At 73.9% G+C, this 14,702-nt stretch carries 13 protein-coding genes and 1 pseudogene; 7 read left to right on the forward strand and 7 right to left on the reverse strand.

The window, feature by feature from the left end; all coding sequences use genetic code 11:
• Positions 1-258 precede the first annotated feature (258 nt).
• From ACSU53_RS15955 to ACSU53_RS15965, 3 genes are all read right to left on the reverse strand, one after another.
• Complete coding sequence (locus ACSU53_RS15955) at positions 259-657, reverse strand: pyridoxamine 5'-phosphate oxidase family protein (RefSeq protein ID WP_437028356.1); 399 nt, start codon at positions 655-657, stop codon at positions 259-261.
• Between the two features lie 112 nt (positions 658-769).
• The gene (locus ACSU53_RS15960) at positions 770-1,264 is read right to left on the reverse strand and encodes a potassium channel family protein (protein ID WP_437033226.1); all 495 of its coding nucleotides are present in this window, start codon (positions 1,262-1,264) and stop codon (positions 770-772) included.
• 98 nt (positions 1,265-1,362) lie between these two features.
• The gene (locus ACSU53_RS15965; protein ID WP_437028358.1) at positions 1,363-1,794 is read right to left on the reverse strand and encodes a DUF7144 family membrane protein; all 432 of its coding nucleotides are present in this window, start codon (positions 1,792-1,794) and stop codon (positions 1,363-1,365) included.
• Positions 1,795-2,069: 275 nt separating this feature from the next.
• On the opposite strand from ACSU53_RS15965, the gene ACSU53_RS15970 reads away from it, so the two are divergent.
• From ACSU53_RS15970 to ACSU53_RS15990, 5 genes are all read left to right on the forward strand, one after another.
• Positions 2,070-2,963: a DUF2797 domain-containing protein gene (locus ACSU53_RS15970; protein ID WP_437028360.1), complete on the forward strand. Its 894-nt coding sequence runs from the start codon at positions 2,070-2,072 to the stop codon at positions 2,961-2,963.
• A 54-nt stretch (positions 2,964-3,017) separates the two neighbouring features.
• On the forward strand, positions 3,018-3,935 hold the full coding sequence (locus tag ACSU53_RS15975) for an amidohydrolase family protein (protein ID WP_437028362.1): 918 nt from the start codon (positions 3,018-3,020) through the stop codon (positions 3,933-3,935).
• A 371-nt stretch (positions 3,936-4,306) separates the two neighbouring features.
• Positions 4,307-5,059 (forward strand): response regulator transcription factor, encoded by a 753-nt coding sequence (locus tag ACSU53_RS15980; protein WP_437028364.1) that lies wholly within the window; start codon positions 4,307-4,309, stop codon positions 5,057-5,059.
• A 227-nt stretch (positions 5,060-5,286) separates the two neighbouring features.
• On the forward strand, positions 5,287-6,828 hold the full coding sequence (locus ACSU53_RS15985; protein WP_437028366.1) for an MFS transporter: 1,542 nt from the start codon (positions 5,287-5,289) through the stop codon (positions 6,826-6,828).
• A 264-nt stretch (positions 6,829-7,092) separates the two neighbouring features.
• The gene (locus ACSU53_RS15990) at positions 7,093-7,872 is read left to right on the forward strand and encodes a TetR/AcrR family transcriptional regulator (protein WP_437028368.1); all 780 of its coding nucleotides are present in this window, start codon (positions 7,093-7,095) and stop codon (positions 7,870-7,872) included.
• Positions 7,873-8,002: 130 nt separating this feature from the next.
• On the opposite strand, the pseudogene ACSU53_RS15995 reads toward ACSU53_RS15990, so the two are convergent.
• Positions 8,003-8,470 (reverse strand): annotated as a pseudogene (locus ACSU53_RS15995) (PPOX class F420-dependent oxidoreductase); the annotation flags it as partial.
• Between the two features lie 9 nt (positions 8,471-8,479).
• Positions 8,480-8,845, reverse strand: coding sequence for an STAS domain-containing protein (locus tag ACSU53_RS16000; RefSeq protein ID WP_437028369.1), 366 nt, complete (start codon positions 8,843-8,845; stop codon positions 8,480-8,482).
• Positions 8,846-9,081: 236 nt separating this feature from the next.
• On the opposite strand from ACSU53_RS16000, the gene ACSU53_RS16005 reads away from it, so the two are divergent.
• Both ACSU53_RS16005 and ACSU53_RS16010 read left to right on the forward strand, forming a co-directional pair.
• A complete protein-coding gene (locus ACSU53_RS16005; protein ID WP_437028371.1) occupies positions 9,082-9,840 on the forward strand; it encodes a GAF and ANTAR domain-containing protein in 759 nt (252 codons plus the stop codon).
• Between the two features lie 334 nt (positions 9,841-10,174).
• Entirely contained in the window at positions 10,175-10,876 is a 702-nt protein-coding gene (locus ACSU53_RS16010; RefSeq protein WP_437028373.1) for an ANTAR domain-containing protein, read from the forward strand.
• A gap of 62 nt (positions 10,877-10,938) precedes the next feature.
• On the opposite strand, the gene ACSU53_RS16015 is transcribed toward ACSU53_RS16010, so the two are convergent.
• Both ACSU53_RS16015 and ACSU53_RS16020 read right to left on the reverse strand, forming a co-directional pair.
• Entirely contained in the window at positions 10,939-11,763 is an 825-nt protein-coding gene (locus ACSU53_RS16015) for a YceI family protein (RefSeq protein WP_437028374.1), read from the reverse strand.
• Between the two features lie 261 nt (positions 11,764-12,024).
• The gene (locus tag ACSU53_RS16020; protein WP_437028376.1) at positions 12,025-14,700 is read right to left on the reverse strand and encodes an MFS transporter; all 2,676 of its coding nucleotides are present in this window, start codon (positions 14,698-14,700) and stop codon (positions 12,025-12,027) included.
• Positions 14,701-14,702 lie beyond the last annotated feature (2 nt).

A 14,702-nucleotide genomic window follows, 5' to 3' on the forward strand; every position in this document is an offset into this window, starting at 1 on the left:
GGGGTCGAGTGGCAGGAAGGATCGCATCCCGCCTGACCTCCACCCCTCGGGTGAAGCCCGTCCGGCCCGGGTGCTCCGACGTGGAGTTTGTCGGTGCGGCGGTGGCTCGCCCGTCGCCGTCGGTTGCCGTTGGCCGGACCTCGAACGACCTCGCGCGGCCCGATAGGGCCCAGGCGTCCGCCGGCAAGGACCGGCGCACCGGATCGATGGGCCTGCCGGACGGGAGGCCGTGGCGCGTCCGCCGCGCGTCCCGTGCTCTCACCAGGACCGGTCCTGCAGCCGAGGGGGACGGTCGGGGGTGAACCGGACCATCCTGGTCGTGGGGTCGTCCAGCGGTGCCGAGAAGCGTGCCGGCCACCGGTCCTCGGGGCCGAGGTAGCGGGTCAGCTTCCGGACCGCCCTGGCCCGGTCCAGCGGGACGACCTCGGCCTCTCCCCGGCAGGTCACGGAGAACACCGTTCCCGCCGCCAGGTCGCAGGTGTCGATCACCAGCGCGACGCGCGCGTCCTCGGTGAGCAGTCGCTCCAGCCGGGAGTAAGGACCGGTGAGCCACCAGAAGGCGCCGTCCTCCCAGAGGAACCACACGGGCCGGACCTCCGGGCCGCTGGTCGCCACGCGGGCGACCAGCGGCCGGGACAGGAACGCGCAGACGTCCATGCGGAGAAGACTGCTGCACGGCGTCGACGACCGGCAACAGCGCCCACCGGCACCCCCGCCCCGCGCGGCCCCCCGACACCGGCGGCACCGCGCACCGGCGCCGCCCCGGGGCTCAGCCGTCGTCGCCCCGTGGACGTCGGCGGTGTTGGAGGTTGGTGCGCAGGTAGCGGGTCAGGGCGGTGGCCGAGGCGGTGAGGAAGACGAAGGTGTAGAGGATCTGGAGGATGGTCACCAGCCGGGCGGACTGGCCGTGCGGGGTGATGTCGCCGTAGCCGATGGTGGCCAGGGTGACGAGGGTGAAGTAGAGGCTGTCGAGGCGGGTTTCGAGGCCCTCGACCTCTCCCGGGTGCTGGGCCAGCCCCTGGTAGGCGGTCGCGAAGACCAGGATGGACAGGCAGATCAGCAAGGGAATGACCAGCCCCGGCCGCGCCCTGGGGTGGTCGAGCAGGACGTGGACGACCTGGTGGAGCAGCAGGCCGGCCACCAGCGCCAGGGCGAGGCCGAAGAGGAGCCAGCTGAGCACCGGGCGCCGTGGGCCGAGTCCGTCGAGGGGGAGCAGGAAGAAGGCGGTGAGCATGACGGTCACGGCGACGAGCTGGACGAGCATCGGCCAGAACACCCGCCACACCGTGGGGCGCGGTGACCGCTCGTGCTCCATTCCGGGCCGCCGGCGCGGACGCGGTGCGGGCGGCGGTCGCCGGGGCGCTACGCCCTGACCTCGCGGCGCGGTGCGCACAGGGCCCAGATGATGAAGCCGTCGATGACGATGAGGACGATCGACCACACCGGGGCGTGGGGCAGCCACACGAAGTTGGCGACCATGCTGAGTCCGGCGAGTGCGACACCCACCACACGGGCCCATGTCGCCCCGCGGAACAAGGAGATGCCGGCCAGCATCACCAGGGCGCCGAGGATGAGGTGCACCCAGCCCCAGCCGGTGAGGTTGAAGGCGTAGGCGAAGTCGTCGGTGACGACGAAGACGTCGTCGTTGGCGATGGCTGCGGCGCCCTGGAAGATCGCCATGATGCCGCCGAAGGTCATCAGGACCGCTGCGGCCGTGGTCCAGCCGGTTGCCCAGGCGCTCTCGGGCTCCCATGCGGTCCGGTGGTGATGTGTGCTGCCGACGTTGGTCGCCATGTTCTCGCCCTTTCGGCTTCCGTGCGGTCCCCGAGCGGCCCTCCCCCCATTCAGATTGGCACCAGGGGGCGGACCCGGCACCTCGAACGGCCCGCCCGGCTTGCGGGGAGCGCCGGACCGGGTGAAGGGGCGTGCGCCGGGCGCAGTGGGGGCGTGATGTCCGGGCATCCCGGCGGCAGGCGGGGCGTGGACCGGCGGCAGGGGAGCGGGTCGGGAGCAGGGGGCCTGGCGGTGGGCGAGGGCGTTGTCAGTGGGGCGTCCTAGTCTCGGCGGGGATGGCACAGACGTGGAGATGCTCGGGGCTGCGGTGGTCGGCTGACGGTCCCGTGCTGGTCTGGGACGGAGGCCGGCGGTCCGCGCTGACCTGGGGGAAACGGGTGGCCTTCGCGGTCGCGGAAGGGGGTGGGCGGACCTGCGTGGGGGCGCGGGGGCACAGGTGTCCGCTCGGTGCCGCGGTTCCGGCGCGGAGCACGGGGGCGCGGTGCGAGGAGTGCGCGCGGCTGGACCGGGCCCGTTCCGTGGCCGCCGACACCCTGGCCGACGATCCGCGGCCGTACCGGGTCTACCTGGCGTGGTTCGGGCCCGGGATGGTCAAGGTGGGGATCACCGCCGCGGCGCGGGGCCCGGCGCGCCTGCTGGAGCAGGGAGCGGTCTGCTTCACCTGGCTGGGCACCGGTCCGCTGATGGCGGCCCGGCGCACCGAGGAACTGCTCCGCGCCGCGCTCCGGGTGCCGGACCGCATCCCCTACGCGGCCAGGCGGGCGGTACGCGGTGCGCTCCCGGGCACGGAGGAGGAACGGGCGGCCGAGCTGGCCGACCTGCACGGGCGGGCGGCCGGACTGGACGGGTGGCCGGAGTCGCTCGGTCGTGAGCCGTTCCGGCCGGTCGACCACGCCGGGGTCTTCGGGCTGCCGGGCACCCCGGGCGCGGTCGGCGAGGTGAGCGAGCTGGTCGCCGGGGGCGCGGTGGCCGGGGAACTGGTGGCCGCCGCCGGGCCGGACCTGCACCTCGTACCGGCCGACGGGCGCGGCGCGGTGGTGCTGGACACGCGGCTGCTGACGGGGTGGGGGCTGGTGCCCGGCGGGGGGAGGACGTTCGACGTGCCGGTACGGGACGTGCGGGGCGGCGGCGCGGGGGAGGGCTGGGGCGTGCAAGACGGGTTGTTCTGAGGCCGGGCGCGGGGGTGTGGACCCGGAGCGTGGTCCCGGGTGATCGTGGACGGCATGAGCGATCACGCCACCACCACAGCCGAGGCCGCGGACGTACGGCGATTCTGGGAGGGGCTGGGGCTGCCCGGACTCGTCGACGTGCACACGCACTTCATGCCGGAGCGGGTGCTGGCCAAGGTGTGGGCCTATTTCGACGCTCTGGGGCCGATGACCGGCGGGGTCGAGTGGCCGATCACCTACCGGCAGGAGGAGGGGGAACGGGCGGCGCTGCTGGAGGCGTTCGGGGTGCGGGCCTTCACCTCGATGCTCTACCCGCACAAGCGGGGCATGGCCGCGTGGCTGAACGGCTGGGCGGCCGACTTCGCCCGCCGCACGCCCGGCTGCCTGCACACCTCCACCCTGTTCCCCGAACCGGGCGTCGAAGGCTACGTCCGCGAGGCGGTCGAGGCCGGGGCGCGGGTCTTCAAGGCCCACGTGCAGGTGGGGGCGTACGACCCGGCCGACGCCGCGCTCGACGGTGCGTGGGGGCTGCTCGCCGAGGCGGGGGTGCCGGTGGTCATCCACTGCGGTTCGGGACCGGCGCCGGGGAAGCACACGGGGCCGGAGCCCGTCGCCCGGGTACTGGCCCGGCATCCCCGGCTGCGGCTGATCGTGGCGCACCTCGGGATGCCGGAGTACGAGGACTTCCTGGACCTGGCCGAGCGGTACGACGAGGTGCGCCTGGACACCACCATGGCGTTCACCGACTTCAGCGAGCGGCTGGCACCGTTCCCGCGGCGGGCCCTGCCCCGGCTGGCCGGACTCGGTGACCGCGTACTGCTCGGCACGGACTTCCCCAACATCCCGTACCCCTACCTCCACCAGTTGCGGGCGCTGGAGCGGCTGGACCTCGGGGCGGAGTGGCTGAGAGCGGTCTGCCACGACAACGCGGCCCGGTTGTTCGGGCTGCCGGGGCCGCCCTCCGAGGGGTGACGGGGACGCTGCCCGAGGGGTGACGGGATCGCCCTCCGACGGCTTGGCTCACCGGGTGGCGTCGCCCTGGTGGTCTGCCTGCAGGTCGGGCCGGCGGATCGGGCCGGCGGATCGGGCCGGTCGGGCAGGTCAGGCCGATCGGGCCCGTCGGAAGACAGACGGGCAGGCAGGCCGGCCGGTGAAGGCCGGTGAAAGCCGGTAAGGACGGTGGAGGCGGCTGCACGGACGGCCGTCCCGCGGGGACCCGGTCGTCCCGCCGGCCGGTGGAGGAGTCCCGGGCACCTCCTGGAAGCGGCGGGCCGCGCGGTTTCTCAGGAAAAACACAGAAGGCCGAAAGGGCGCTCTCAGACGGCCCGGACACGCTGTCCGGTATGACCACGACCTCGCCCCAGGGGCGCACCATCGAATCGCCGACGACGGACGGGCCGCCCGTCCGCGTGCTCGTGGTGGACGACGAGCAGTCGGTCACCGCGTTGCTCTCCACAGCCCTGCGCTGCGAGGGCTGGCACATCCGCAGCGCGGCCGACGGCCGGGACGCCGTGCGGGCCGCGCGGGAGTTCCGTCCGGACGCCGTCGTGATGGACACGGTGCTGCCGGACATGGACGGTCCGGAGGTCCTCGGGTGGCTGCGCCGGGAACTGCCGGACGTCCCCGTGCTGTTCCTGACCCCCGGGGACGGGACCGGCCGGCGGGTCGCCGGATTGACCGCGGGCGGGGACGACCACGTCACCAAGCCGTTCGGGGTGGAGGACGTCGTCGCCCGGCTGCGCGGGCTGATCCGGCGCTCCGCGGGGGACGACGGACGTGCGGAGTCGCTGCTGGTCGTCGGTGACCTCACCCTCGACGAGGACAGTCACGAGGTCACGCGGGCGGGCCAGAGCATCCACCTCACGGCGACCGAGTTCGAGCTGCTGCGCTACCTGATGCGCAACCCCCGGCGCGTGCTCAGCAAGGCACAGATCCTGGACCGGGTGTGGTCGTACGACTTCGGCGGCAAGGCCAACGTGGTCGAGCTGTACATCTCCTACCTGCGCCGGAAGATCGACGCCGGCCGGGAGCCGATGATCCACACCCGCCGTGGCGCGGGGTACCTGCTCCGTCCGGCCACGCCCCGAGCGTCCTGAGTGTCCCGGTGCGCCCCGGGCCCCCCGGGCGCACCCCCGGCTCGGCGATCGTCCCCGCCGCCTTCCCGACCCCGCTCGCTCCCCACGCCCCCTCCTCCTCCGTCTCCCTCTCCGGCGCCCACGCCCACGCCCTCCCCGTCCCCGTCTCCGGCGCCCACGCCCTGTCCTCCCCCTCTGTTCGCGGCCCGTCTTGTACACCGTATGGTGAATGTTCTACGGTGTAGAACATGACCACATCGTCCTCCCGGGAACCCGGCCACGAGGCCCCCGGTCGGCTCGCGGATCCGGCTGCTGTCCCCGTCTCCGTCGGGGGGCACCCGCAACGCTGGCTGATCCTCGGGGTCATCTGCCTGGCGCAGCTCACCGTGCTGCTCGACAACACCGTCCTGAACGTCGCGATCCCCTCGCTCACCCGCGAGATGGACGCGTCGACCTCCGACATCCAGTGGATGATCAACGCGTACTCCCTGGTGCAGTCGGGCCTGCTGCTGAGCGCGGGCAACGCCGCCGACCGCTACGGGCGCAAGAAGATGCTGGTCGCGGGCCTCGCCCTGTTCGGCGCCGGCTCGCTGGTGGCCGGACTGGCGGACAGCTCGGGCCAGTTGATCGCCGCGCGGGCCGGAATGGGCGTCGGCGGGGCGCTGCTGCTGACCACGACGCTGGCCGTGGCGATGCAGATCTTCACGCTCGAGGAGCAGCCGAGGGCGATCGGCATCTGGAGCGCCGTGAACGCCCTCGGCTTCGCGGCCGGGCCCCTGGTCGGCGGTTTCATGCTGGACCACTTCTGGTGGGGGGCGATCTTCCTGATCAACCTGCCGGTGGTGGCCCTCGGCCTGGTCGCCGTGGTCGCCCTGGTGCCGGAGTCCCGGAACCGGCAGGGCGACCGCCCCGACCTGCTCGGGGCCCTGCTGTCCACCATCGGCATGTCGGCCCTGGTGTACGCGATCATCTCCGGACCCGAGTACGGCTGGTCCTCGGGCCGGGTGCTCGCGACGGCGACGGCCGCGGTGCTCGTGCTGGGGGTCTTCGCCTACTGGGAGAGCCGGATCCCGTATCCCATGCTCGATCCGCAGTTCTTCCGCAACCGCCGGTTCACGGGCGCAGTGGCGGGAGCCGTGCTGATCACCTTCGGCATGGGCGGCGCCCTCTTCCTGCTCACCCAGCACCTCCAGTTCGTGCTCGGCTACGGGCCGTTGGAGGCCGGACTGCGCACGGCGCCGCTGGCCCTGACCGTCGTCGCCCTCAACTTCACCGGCCTGTCCGCGAAGTGGACACTGAAGCTGGGCACGCCGGTCTCGATCGCCCTGGGCATGGTGATGATGGCCGCCGGGCTGGCGTCCATCGCCACGCTCACCGGGCACGGGTATGCCGGCACGCTGCTCGGCCTCGTCCTGATCGGCCTCGGCTGTGCGATCGCCAACCCGGCGATGGCGCACGCCATCATGAGTTCCATCCCCCGGGAGAAGGCGGGTGTGGGCGCCGGGATCAACGGCACGCTGGCCGAGTTCGGCAACGGGCTCGGTGTCGCCGTGCTCGGCGCGGTGCTCAACGCGCGCTTCGCGGCGCTCATCCCGGTGGCGGCGACGTCCCTCCCGGCGGCGCTGGCCGCGGCGGACTCCCCGGGCGAACGGGGGAGGATCACCGACGCGTTCTCCTCGGGCCTGGAGACCAGCCAACTGGTGGGCGCCGTCGCCGTCCTGCTCGGCGGGCTGCTCGCCGCGGCCTTGCTGCGACGGGCGGAGCGGGCGGACGCCCCGCAGTCGCCCTGAGCCGCCCTCCGGTCCGCGGGGCAGCGGTGCGGCGCGCAGGGGGCCGGGGCCGGACCCGCAACCCCCCGCCGCGGCCTGAACGCGGCGCCCCGCGCCCGCTCCCCGCGCTCCCCGCACCCGTTGACCGCGCCCGCTCCCCGCGCCCGGTGCCCACTCCCCGCGCCCGCTCCCCGCGCCCGACGGCAGTCGCCGGGTGCGGGCCCGCCGGTCGGGTGTCCGGCACCGCCTAGCATGAGGGGAGCAGTACGTCGAGAAAGGTGCGCCATGGCGAGGGCAGCCCAGGGGTCCGGGCGGGCGGCGCGCCCCAGCGTCTGGCTGGCGGGCGGGGAGCCCCGTCGCAGCGGGCGCGGCGGCGGGGGGCAGCCGTCCGGGCTCGACCGCGAGCGGATCACCGAGGTCACCGTCCGGCTCCTGGACGCCGAGGGCCTGGGCAAGTTCTCCATGCGCCGTCTGGCCGCCGAGCTGAACGTGACGGCGATGTCCGTCTACTGGTACGTGGACACCAAGGACGACCTGCTCGAACTCGCCCTGGACGCCGCCTTCGGCGAACTCGTGCTGCCCGGCCCGGCGGCCGACGAGGACTGGCGCGAGCAACTGCGCGCCCTGGCGAAGGAGTACCGCGGGCTGCTGGCCCGGCACCCCTGGCTGTCGCCGCTGGCCGGGAGCTTCCTCAACATCGGGCCCAACGCGCTGGCGTTCTCCGGGGCGGTCCAGCAGGTCATCCGCAGGACCGGGCTCCCCGCGGACGGCGTCACCGGCGCGATCGCGGCCGTCTTCCAGTTCGTGTACGGGTTCGGCACGATCGAGGGTCACTTCCTCGACCGGGTCGCCGGTACGGGGATGACCCCGGACGAGTACCACCGCAACGCCCTCAGCGCGGTCACGGAGTCGTCGGACGCCCCCGACGTCATCCAGGAGTCGACGCGCATCATGGACGCCCGGGGCGGCGACACGGTCGAGGAGATGATGGAGCGGGACTTCGCCTTCGCGCTGGACCTGCTGGTCGCGGGGATCGAGGCGATGGTGGCCCGCAGCCGGGGATGACCGCCCGGGCCTCCTCCTCGTCCGCGCCGCCCTCCGCGTCCCGCCCCTCGGCCGCCCCCTTCAGCCCTCGCTCTCCCTCTCCTTCTCCTTCTCCCTCTCCCTCTTCTCCTGCCTCCCCGCCCCCGGCCCCGTCGCCCTCCACCAGGCGGGCCGGGAAGCCGCCCGTGGCGACCGGACCCCACCGCTCGGGGGTGATCCGCAGGATCGACTTGCCCTGGTGGAGCATCGCCGCCCGGTACTCGTCCCAGTCGGGGTGCTCCCCCGCGATGTTCCGGTAGTACTCCACGAGGGGTTCCACCGAGTCGGGCACGTCCAGCACTTCGGCCGTGCCGTCGACCTGCACCCACGGCCCGTTCCAGTCGTCGCTGAGGACGATCAGGGAGACCCGCGGGTCCCGCTTGGCGTTGCGCGTCTTGGCGCGCTCCGGGTACGTGGAGACCACGATCCGGCCGGAGTCGTCGACCCCACAGGTCAGCGGCGAGCCCTGCGGGCCGCCGTCGGCGCGGCGGGTGAGCAGGACCGCTCGGTGCCGGGGACGGACGAAGTCCAGCAACTCGTCCAGGGACACACGGGTGTTCGTCGCCACATGGGGTGCCATGGGCCAACTCTAGGACGGCACCGCCGCTCCCACGGCCTCCGCCGCGTTGTCGTACACGGGCACGTCGCGCCGCAGCCCCGTCAGCTCCAGGAGGCGGCCGACCACGCTGCCCGGGGCGGCGACGAGGTGCAGCCGGACACCGGGAGGCAGCCCGCGGCGGACCTGGTTGACGAGGCGGATGCCCTGGGAGTCCATGAAGCGGGTGTGCGTGAGGTCGAGGACGAGGGTCCTCGGCGCGTGGGAGTGGGTGCCGGCGCCGGCCATGATGAGCGGCAGGAGCCCGGAGGCGTTGGCGATGTCGACCTCTTCGGGCAGCGGCAGGAGCACGTACTCGGGAGGTCCGGTGGAGGCGGGGGGAGGGGGAGAGTAGGGCACGGCGCTCACCTGGCAGTCGTTCGTCCGGCTTTCCGTACGGCCACTTCCTGACCCGGGCGTCCATTCCACCACGACCCGGGCACGGGCGGAAGCCGTGGTTCAGTGCCGCCCGCCGGGTCCGGGGCCGAGGTCCGGGCGTCACCTCGCGGCTACCGAGCAGTTAGAGTTGCCAGCGTCCTGTGCTCGCAGTCAGGAATGTGCTGCGGAGCTCTCCTGCGCACGGCCGACGGTCGTGCATGCCGAAGAGGTTCGTGGTGGTTGCGTCCCGGTTTCCTGAATTGCCCCGATTTCCGGATGATTTCGACCTGGCGGAGGCGCTCACCGGAGCGGCTCGGCGACTGCACGAGACCTCCACCCCGCACAGTGCCCTGGACACGGCGGTCCGGCTCGCGGTGGAACTGATGCCCGGTGCCGAGCACGCGGGGATCTGCAGCATGGAACGGGGCAGCCGCCGCACCCTCGCCCGGACCGACGACGTCGTGCGGCTCGCCGAGGAACAGCCGGACACCGGCCCGCCGGAGGACGGAGCTTCCGGAGAGCGGGTCCGGCCGCACTGGGACCGGCTCTGGCACGCCCCGGTGGCGGAGGTGGCCGACAGCACCCGGGACGAGTCCGGGCGCGTCCTGTCCGACCTGGGTCTGCGGTCCGCGCTGTCCCTGCGCCTGCGCGCCGAACGCCGCCGGCTCACCGTGCTCACCGTCTACGCCCGCAAGCCGCACGCCTTCGACGAGGCCACCCGGAGGGTGGGCCGGCTGCTCACCGCCCACGTGGGCATCGCCCTCGACTCGGCCACCGTGCGCGAGCAGCTCACCGAGGCCATGCGCACCCGTGACCTGATCGGCCAGGCCACCGGCATCCTCATGGAGCGCATGGACATGGACGCGGCCGCCGCCTTCGACAGCCTGGTGCGCGCCTCCCAGCGGGAGAACACCAAGCTGCGCGACCTCGCCCGCCGCATCGTCGACTCGCTCAACAGCCCCGAGGGCGGCCGCTGACCCGGCCGCGGGCGGGTCGGCGGAACCCGCTGGGGACGCGCGCTCGACCCGCGCGCCGGGGTGGTCGCCGCCCGCCCGCGGATCGCCCGCCCGGCCGACGGACGGCCGACCCACGGCCGACGGACGGCCGACCCACGGCCGACCGACGGCCGACCCACGGCCGACCGACGGCCGACGGACGGCCGGCCGTCGGTCCGACGACCCGTTCGACCGCCGGTCTCCCCGCGGGAACGCGGGCCCGCCGGGCTCTGCCACAACCCCCGGCTCCCGCCGGGGCCGGCCGTCGACCGGACCCGGTGGCGTCAACGGCCGCCGACGGGATATCCGTACGGTCATGACATCCGAGACGCCCGACACGCTGGACCACGCGATGGCCCGCAGCAGCGGTCTCGACACTCTGCTGCGCGACCTCACGGACCGCGCGGTGGAGGAGGTGCGCGGGACGTCCGCGTGCAGCATCACCGTGCGCCGGGCCGACCGGCTGCTCACCCTGGCGGGCAGCGACGGCCTGCCGAGCGGACTGGACCAGCGCCAGTACGAGAACGGCTCCGGCCCGTGCGTGGAAGCGGCCGAGACGGGCCGCGAGCAGTACGCCCCCGACCTGGCCGTGGAGTCCCGCTGGCCCGACTACACCCGGTACGCGCTGTCGGCCGGGGTGCGGAGCGTGCTGGCCGTGCCCCTGGACGTGACGAACGGCCGCGGTGCCGCGCTCAACCTCTACGCCGAGCAGCCCGGAGCGCTCGAGGGCGGGCGGGAACGGGCCCGCGTCTTCGCGGCCAGGACGGCGGACGCCGTCAGCACCGCCCTGCACATCGAGCACCGCGCGCGCACCGCCGCGGACGTGCGCACCGCCTTGCTCTCGCGCAGCATCATCGACCAGGCGATCGGCATCCTCATGGCCCGCGAGCGGATCGACGCCGACCGGGCGCTGGAACGGCTGCGCCGCGTGTCGCAGGACCGCAACGTCAAGCTCCGTGATCTGTGCGGGCAGTTGGTGGCACGCACGGCCCAGGGGTTCTCACCCGGCCGGAACTGAGGGCTTCCAGCGGCGCCCGTACCGCCCGTACTGCGGCCCCCACCGGCCGGAGCCGAGGGTTCTCACCCGGCCGGAAGGGACGTCCCCCGCACCGCCTGGATGTCCAGCTCCACCCGCAGCGTGGTGCCGACGGCCGCGATGCCGGCCCGGACGACCTGGTTGTAGTGCATCGCGAAGTCCTCGCGCCGCAGTTCGGCCGTGGCCCGGAACGCCGCCCGGGTGCCGCCCCAGGGGTCCGGGCCGGTGCCGAGGTGGGTCAGGTCCAGGTCGACGGGCCGCCGGACGCCGCGCATCGTCAGGTCGCCGTGGACGGTCCAGCGGTCGGGGCCCGCCGCGGTGAGGCCGGTGGACCGGTAGGTGATGCCCGGGTGCCGGCCGGCGTCCAGGAAGTCCGCCGACCGGAGGTGGGTGTCGCGCATGTCGTTGCCCGTGTCGATCGAGGCGGCCCGGATCTCCGCCTCCACCCGGGACGCGGTGACGTCACCGGCCGCGATCTCGATCCGTGCGGAGAAGTCCGTGAACCGTCCGCGCACGCTGGAGAAGCCCAGGTGCTGGGCGACCGCGGCCACGTTCGAGTGGGCCGGGTCGACCGTCCACGGCCCCGGCGGCGGCAGCTCGGCCCCTCCCTGCCGGGCCAGGGTCACCGTGCCGACGGTGACCGAGCCGGCGTGGTCGGTGACGACGGCGCTGACGGCGGCGGGGGCGTGACCCACGGCCGTGACGATCACCGTGTAGGCGCCCGGCGCCAGCGCGGCCGGGTCGTGGACGGCGCCCTGGTCGTCCGCCTCGGCGCGCAGCACCTGGCCGCCGGCCGCGTCGGTCAGCGTGAGGACCGCGTGCGCGACGGGCCAGCCGTCCCGGGTCCGGACTCTGGCGGTCAGTGGCATCCCGTTGTCTCTTCTTCCTGCTGGAGCCTGGCGCGGCCTGTCTGCCTGCCGGCCTGTCTGCCTGTATGCCTGTGGGGCTGTGGGGCTGTGGGGCTGTCGGCGCGGCCCGCCGGCTCGGCGCGGCCCGTCGGCTCGGCGTGGCCCGTCGGCCCCGCGGCCTGTCCGGCCCGCGGATCCCCTGCCGGCGCGCACATGGGACCGGCCCGCGGCGGGACGCGTCTCCGCTACAGGACGCGTCTCCCGCCACGGGCCGGGGTGGGGTCACTCGCCCGGGTGGGCGAGGTCGATGTCGTGGTCGTCGACGCCGCCGCCGGACACCGTCAGGGCGGTCGCCACCGGCGGGAAACCCGTGGCGATGACCGTGTAGTCGCCGCCGTCCAGGTCGGAGAAGGCGTACGCACCGTCGGCCCCGGTGGTCGTCGTGCCGACCACGTTGCCCGCCGCGTCGACCAGCGTCACCCGGGCGTCGGCGAGGGGACCGTGGGGGGCCCGGACGACCCCTTGGAGGCGGGCGCCCGGCGTCAGCTCGATCTCCAGGCCGGTGGTGGCGGCGCCGCCCACCTCGACGGGCAGGGCCTGCGGCCGGTAGCCGGCCGCGTTCACCGCCACGGTCACCGCGCCCGGCACCAGCTCGGACAGGGAGAAGGCGCCGTCCGGGCGGGTGGTCCCGGTGGCCAGGACGTCCCCGCGCACGTCGGTGACGATCACCGTGGCCCCGGCGACGGCCGGGCCGCCGTCGGCCGCGCGGACCACGCCGGTCAGACAGCCGGTGCCACTGAGCAGGATGTCGTGGCCGACCGGCTCCCCGTGCACGACGACCGTGGACGCCTGCGGCTGGTGGCCGTCGGCCGCCGCGATCAGGACGTACGAGCCGGCGCCCGGAGCGTCGACCGCGTAGGAGCCGTCGGCCTGCGCCACCGACCGGCCCAGCTGGCGCCCGGACAGGGAGATCAGCGTGACGGCGGCGTGCGGCACGGGCGCGCTCTCGGCACCCCGGACGACTCCCCGCACCGGGATCCCGGCCGGCGCACCGCCCCCGGTGGGCCCTTCCGGACGGGCGACGGTGGCCACGGCGGTGAACGGCCGGCCGTCGGTGGCCCCGAGCGCGGTACCGGTACCGGGGTCCGCGAGGGCGGCGGAGGCGCCCGGTGCCTCGTCGGTGCCCGTCGGGACGGGAGCGGCACCGTCGGTGCCGGACGCGGCGGCGTCGTTCTGGTCCGTGGCGCCCTCGGAGGTGACCATCCCGGACCCGACAGACCCGGACGCGGCGTTCTCGGACGCGACGGTCCCGGACGAGGCGTCCGGCGCGGCAGCGTCCGTGATGGTGGCGGTGGACGGGGACTCGGCGGCCTGGGCGAGGGCAGCGGACGTGCGCAGCGGGACCTCCTTGATGAACAGCGTCACCACGAGGGCCAGGGCCGCGATCGGCGCGACGTAGAGGAAGATGTCGGCGATGCCGTGGCCGTAGGCGCTCTCCAGCCAGGTGCGGATGCCGGGCGGCAGCAGGTCCATGTCGGGGATGGCGCCGCTGCCGGCGGACTCGGCGGCCGCCGCCCTGTCCTGCGGGCCGAGGGTGCCGATGGTGTCCGTGGCGTAGTGGCTGATCCGGGAGGCCATGACGGAGCCGAGCACCGAGACGCCCACCGCGCCGCCGAGGGACCGGAAGAAGGTCACGACCGAGGAGGCGGCACCGAGGTCGTTCGGGGCGACCTGGTTCTGGGTGCAGAGCACCAGGTTCTGCATCATCATGCCGACGCCGAGCCCCATGAGGCCCATGAACAGGGCGATGCGCCAGTACGGGGTGTCGTAGCGCATGGTGCCCATCAGGCCCAGGCCGGCCGTGAGCAGCACGCCGCCGACCACCAGCCAGCTCTTCCACCGGCCGGTCCGGGTGATGATCAGACCGGACACCGTGGAGGAGACGAACAGGCCGCCGATCATCGGGATCGTCATGACGCCCGACATGGTCGGGGACTGGCCGCGCGCCAGCTGGAAGTACTGGCTGAAGTAGACCGTGCCCGCGAACATCGCGATGCCGACGAACAGCGAGGCGAGGGAGGCCAGCGTGATGGTGCTGTTGCGGAACAGGCGCAGCGGGATGATCGGCTCGGCCGCCCGGCTCTCGACGAACAGGAAGACCAGGGTCAGGGCGATCGAGCCGCCGACCATCACGTAGGTCTGCCAGGACAGCCAGGCGTACTTGTCGTCGGCGAAGGTGACCCAGACGAGCAGCAGGCAGACGGCGGCGGTGACGAAGAAGGCGCCGGCCCAGTCGACCTTGACCTCGCGCTTGACCACGGGCAGGTTCAGCGTCTTCTGCAGGACGAGCAGCGCGATGACGGCGAACGGCACGCCGACGTAGAGGCACCAGCGCCAGCCGAGCCAGCTGGTGTCCGTGATGACACCGCCGAGCAGCGGTCCGCCGACGGTCGCGACGGCGAACGTGGCGCCCAGGTAACCGGAGTAACGCCCGCGCTCACGCGGGGAGATCATCGCGGCCATGATGATCTGCGCCAGGGCGGACAGTCCGCCGGCGCCCAGGCCCTGGATGACGCGGGCCGTGATCAGGGTGCCGGGGTTGTGCGCCATGCCGGCCACCACGGACCCGATGACGAAGACCACCAGGGCTATCTGGACCAGGGCCTTCTTGCTGATCAGGTCGGCCAGCTTGCCCCAGAGCGGGGTGGACGCCGTCATCGCCAGCAGGGAGGCGGTGACCACCCAGGTGTAGGCGCTCTGGCCGCCGCCGAGGTCGGCGACGATCTCGGGCAGGGCGTTGGTGACGATGGTGGAGGACAGGATCGCGGCGAACATGCCGAGCAGCAGGCCCGACAGCGCCTCCATGATCTGTCGGTGCGTCATCGGAGCTTGGCTTTCGGAGGAGCCTCCCCCGTGCTTGGCATGAGCCCGCACACCGGATGGTGTGGTCGTTGCCATGG

It is taken from the genome of Streptomyces sp. enrichment culture, from assembly GCF_964273255.1.
Lineage (GTDB): Bacteria > Actinomycetota > Actinomycetes > Streptomycetales > Streptomycetaceae > Streptomyces.

Coding starts and splice junctions, on each gene's coding strand:
- ACSU53_RS15955 (WP_437028356.1), bottom strand. CDS start 657: ATGGACGTCTGCGCGTTCCTGTCCCGGCCGCTGGTCGCCCGCGTGGCG.
- ACSU53_RS15960 (WP_437033226.1), bottom strand. CDS start 1,264: ATGCTCGTCCAGCTCGTCGCCGTGACCGTCATGCTCACCGCCTTCTTC.
- ACSU53_RS15965 (WP_437028358.1), bottom strand. CDS start 1,794: ATGGCGACCAACGTCGGCAGCACACATCACCACCGGACCGCATGGGAG.
- ACSU53_RS15970 (WP_437028360.1), top strand. CDS start 2,070: ATGGCACAGACGTGGAGATGCTCGGGGCTGCGGTGGTCGGCTGACGGT.
- ACSU53_RS15975 (WP_437028362.1), top strand. CDS start 3,018: ATGAGCGATCACGCCACCACCACAGCCGAGGCCGCGGACGTACGGCGA.
- ACSU53_RS15980 (WP_437028364.1), top strand. CDS start 4,307: ATGACCACGACCTCGCCCCAGGGGCGCACCATCGAATCGCCGACGACG.
- ACSU53_RS15985 (WP_437028366.1), top strand. CDS start 5,287: ATGACCACATCGTCCTCCCGGGAACCCGGCCACGAGGCCCCCGGTCGG.
- ACSU53_RS15990 (WP_437028368.1), top strand. CDS start 7,093: ATGGCGAGGGCAGCCCAGGGGTCCGGGCGGGCGGCGCGCCCCAGCGTC.
- ACSU53_RS16005 (WP_437028371.1), top strand. CDS start 9,082: ATGCCGAAGAGGTTCGTGGTGGTTGCGTCCCGGTTTCCTGAATTGCCC.
- ACSU53_RS16010 (WP_437028373.1), top strand. CDS start 10,175: ATGACATCCGAGACGCCCGACACGCTGGACCACGCGATGGCCCGCAGC.
- ACSU53_RS16015 (WP_437028374.1), bottom strand. CDS start 11,763: ATGCCACTGACCGCCAGAGTCCGGACCCGGGACGGCTGGCCCGTCGCG.
- ACSU53_RS16020 (WP_437028376.1), bottom strand. CDS start 14,700: ATGGCAACGACCACACCATCCGGTGTGCGGGCTCATGCCAAGCACGGG.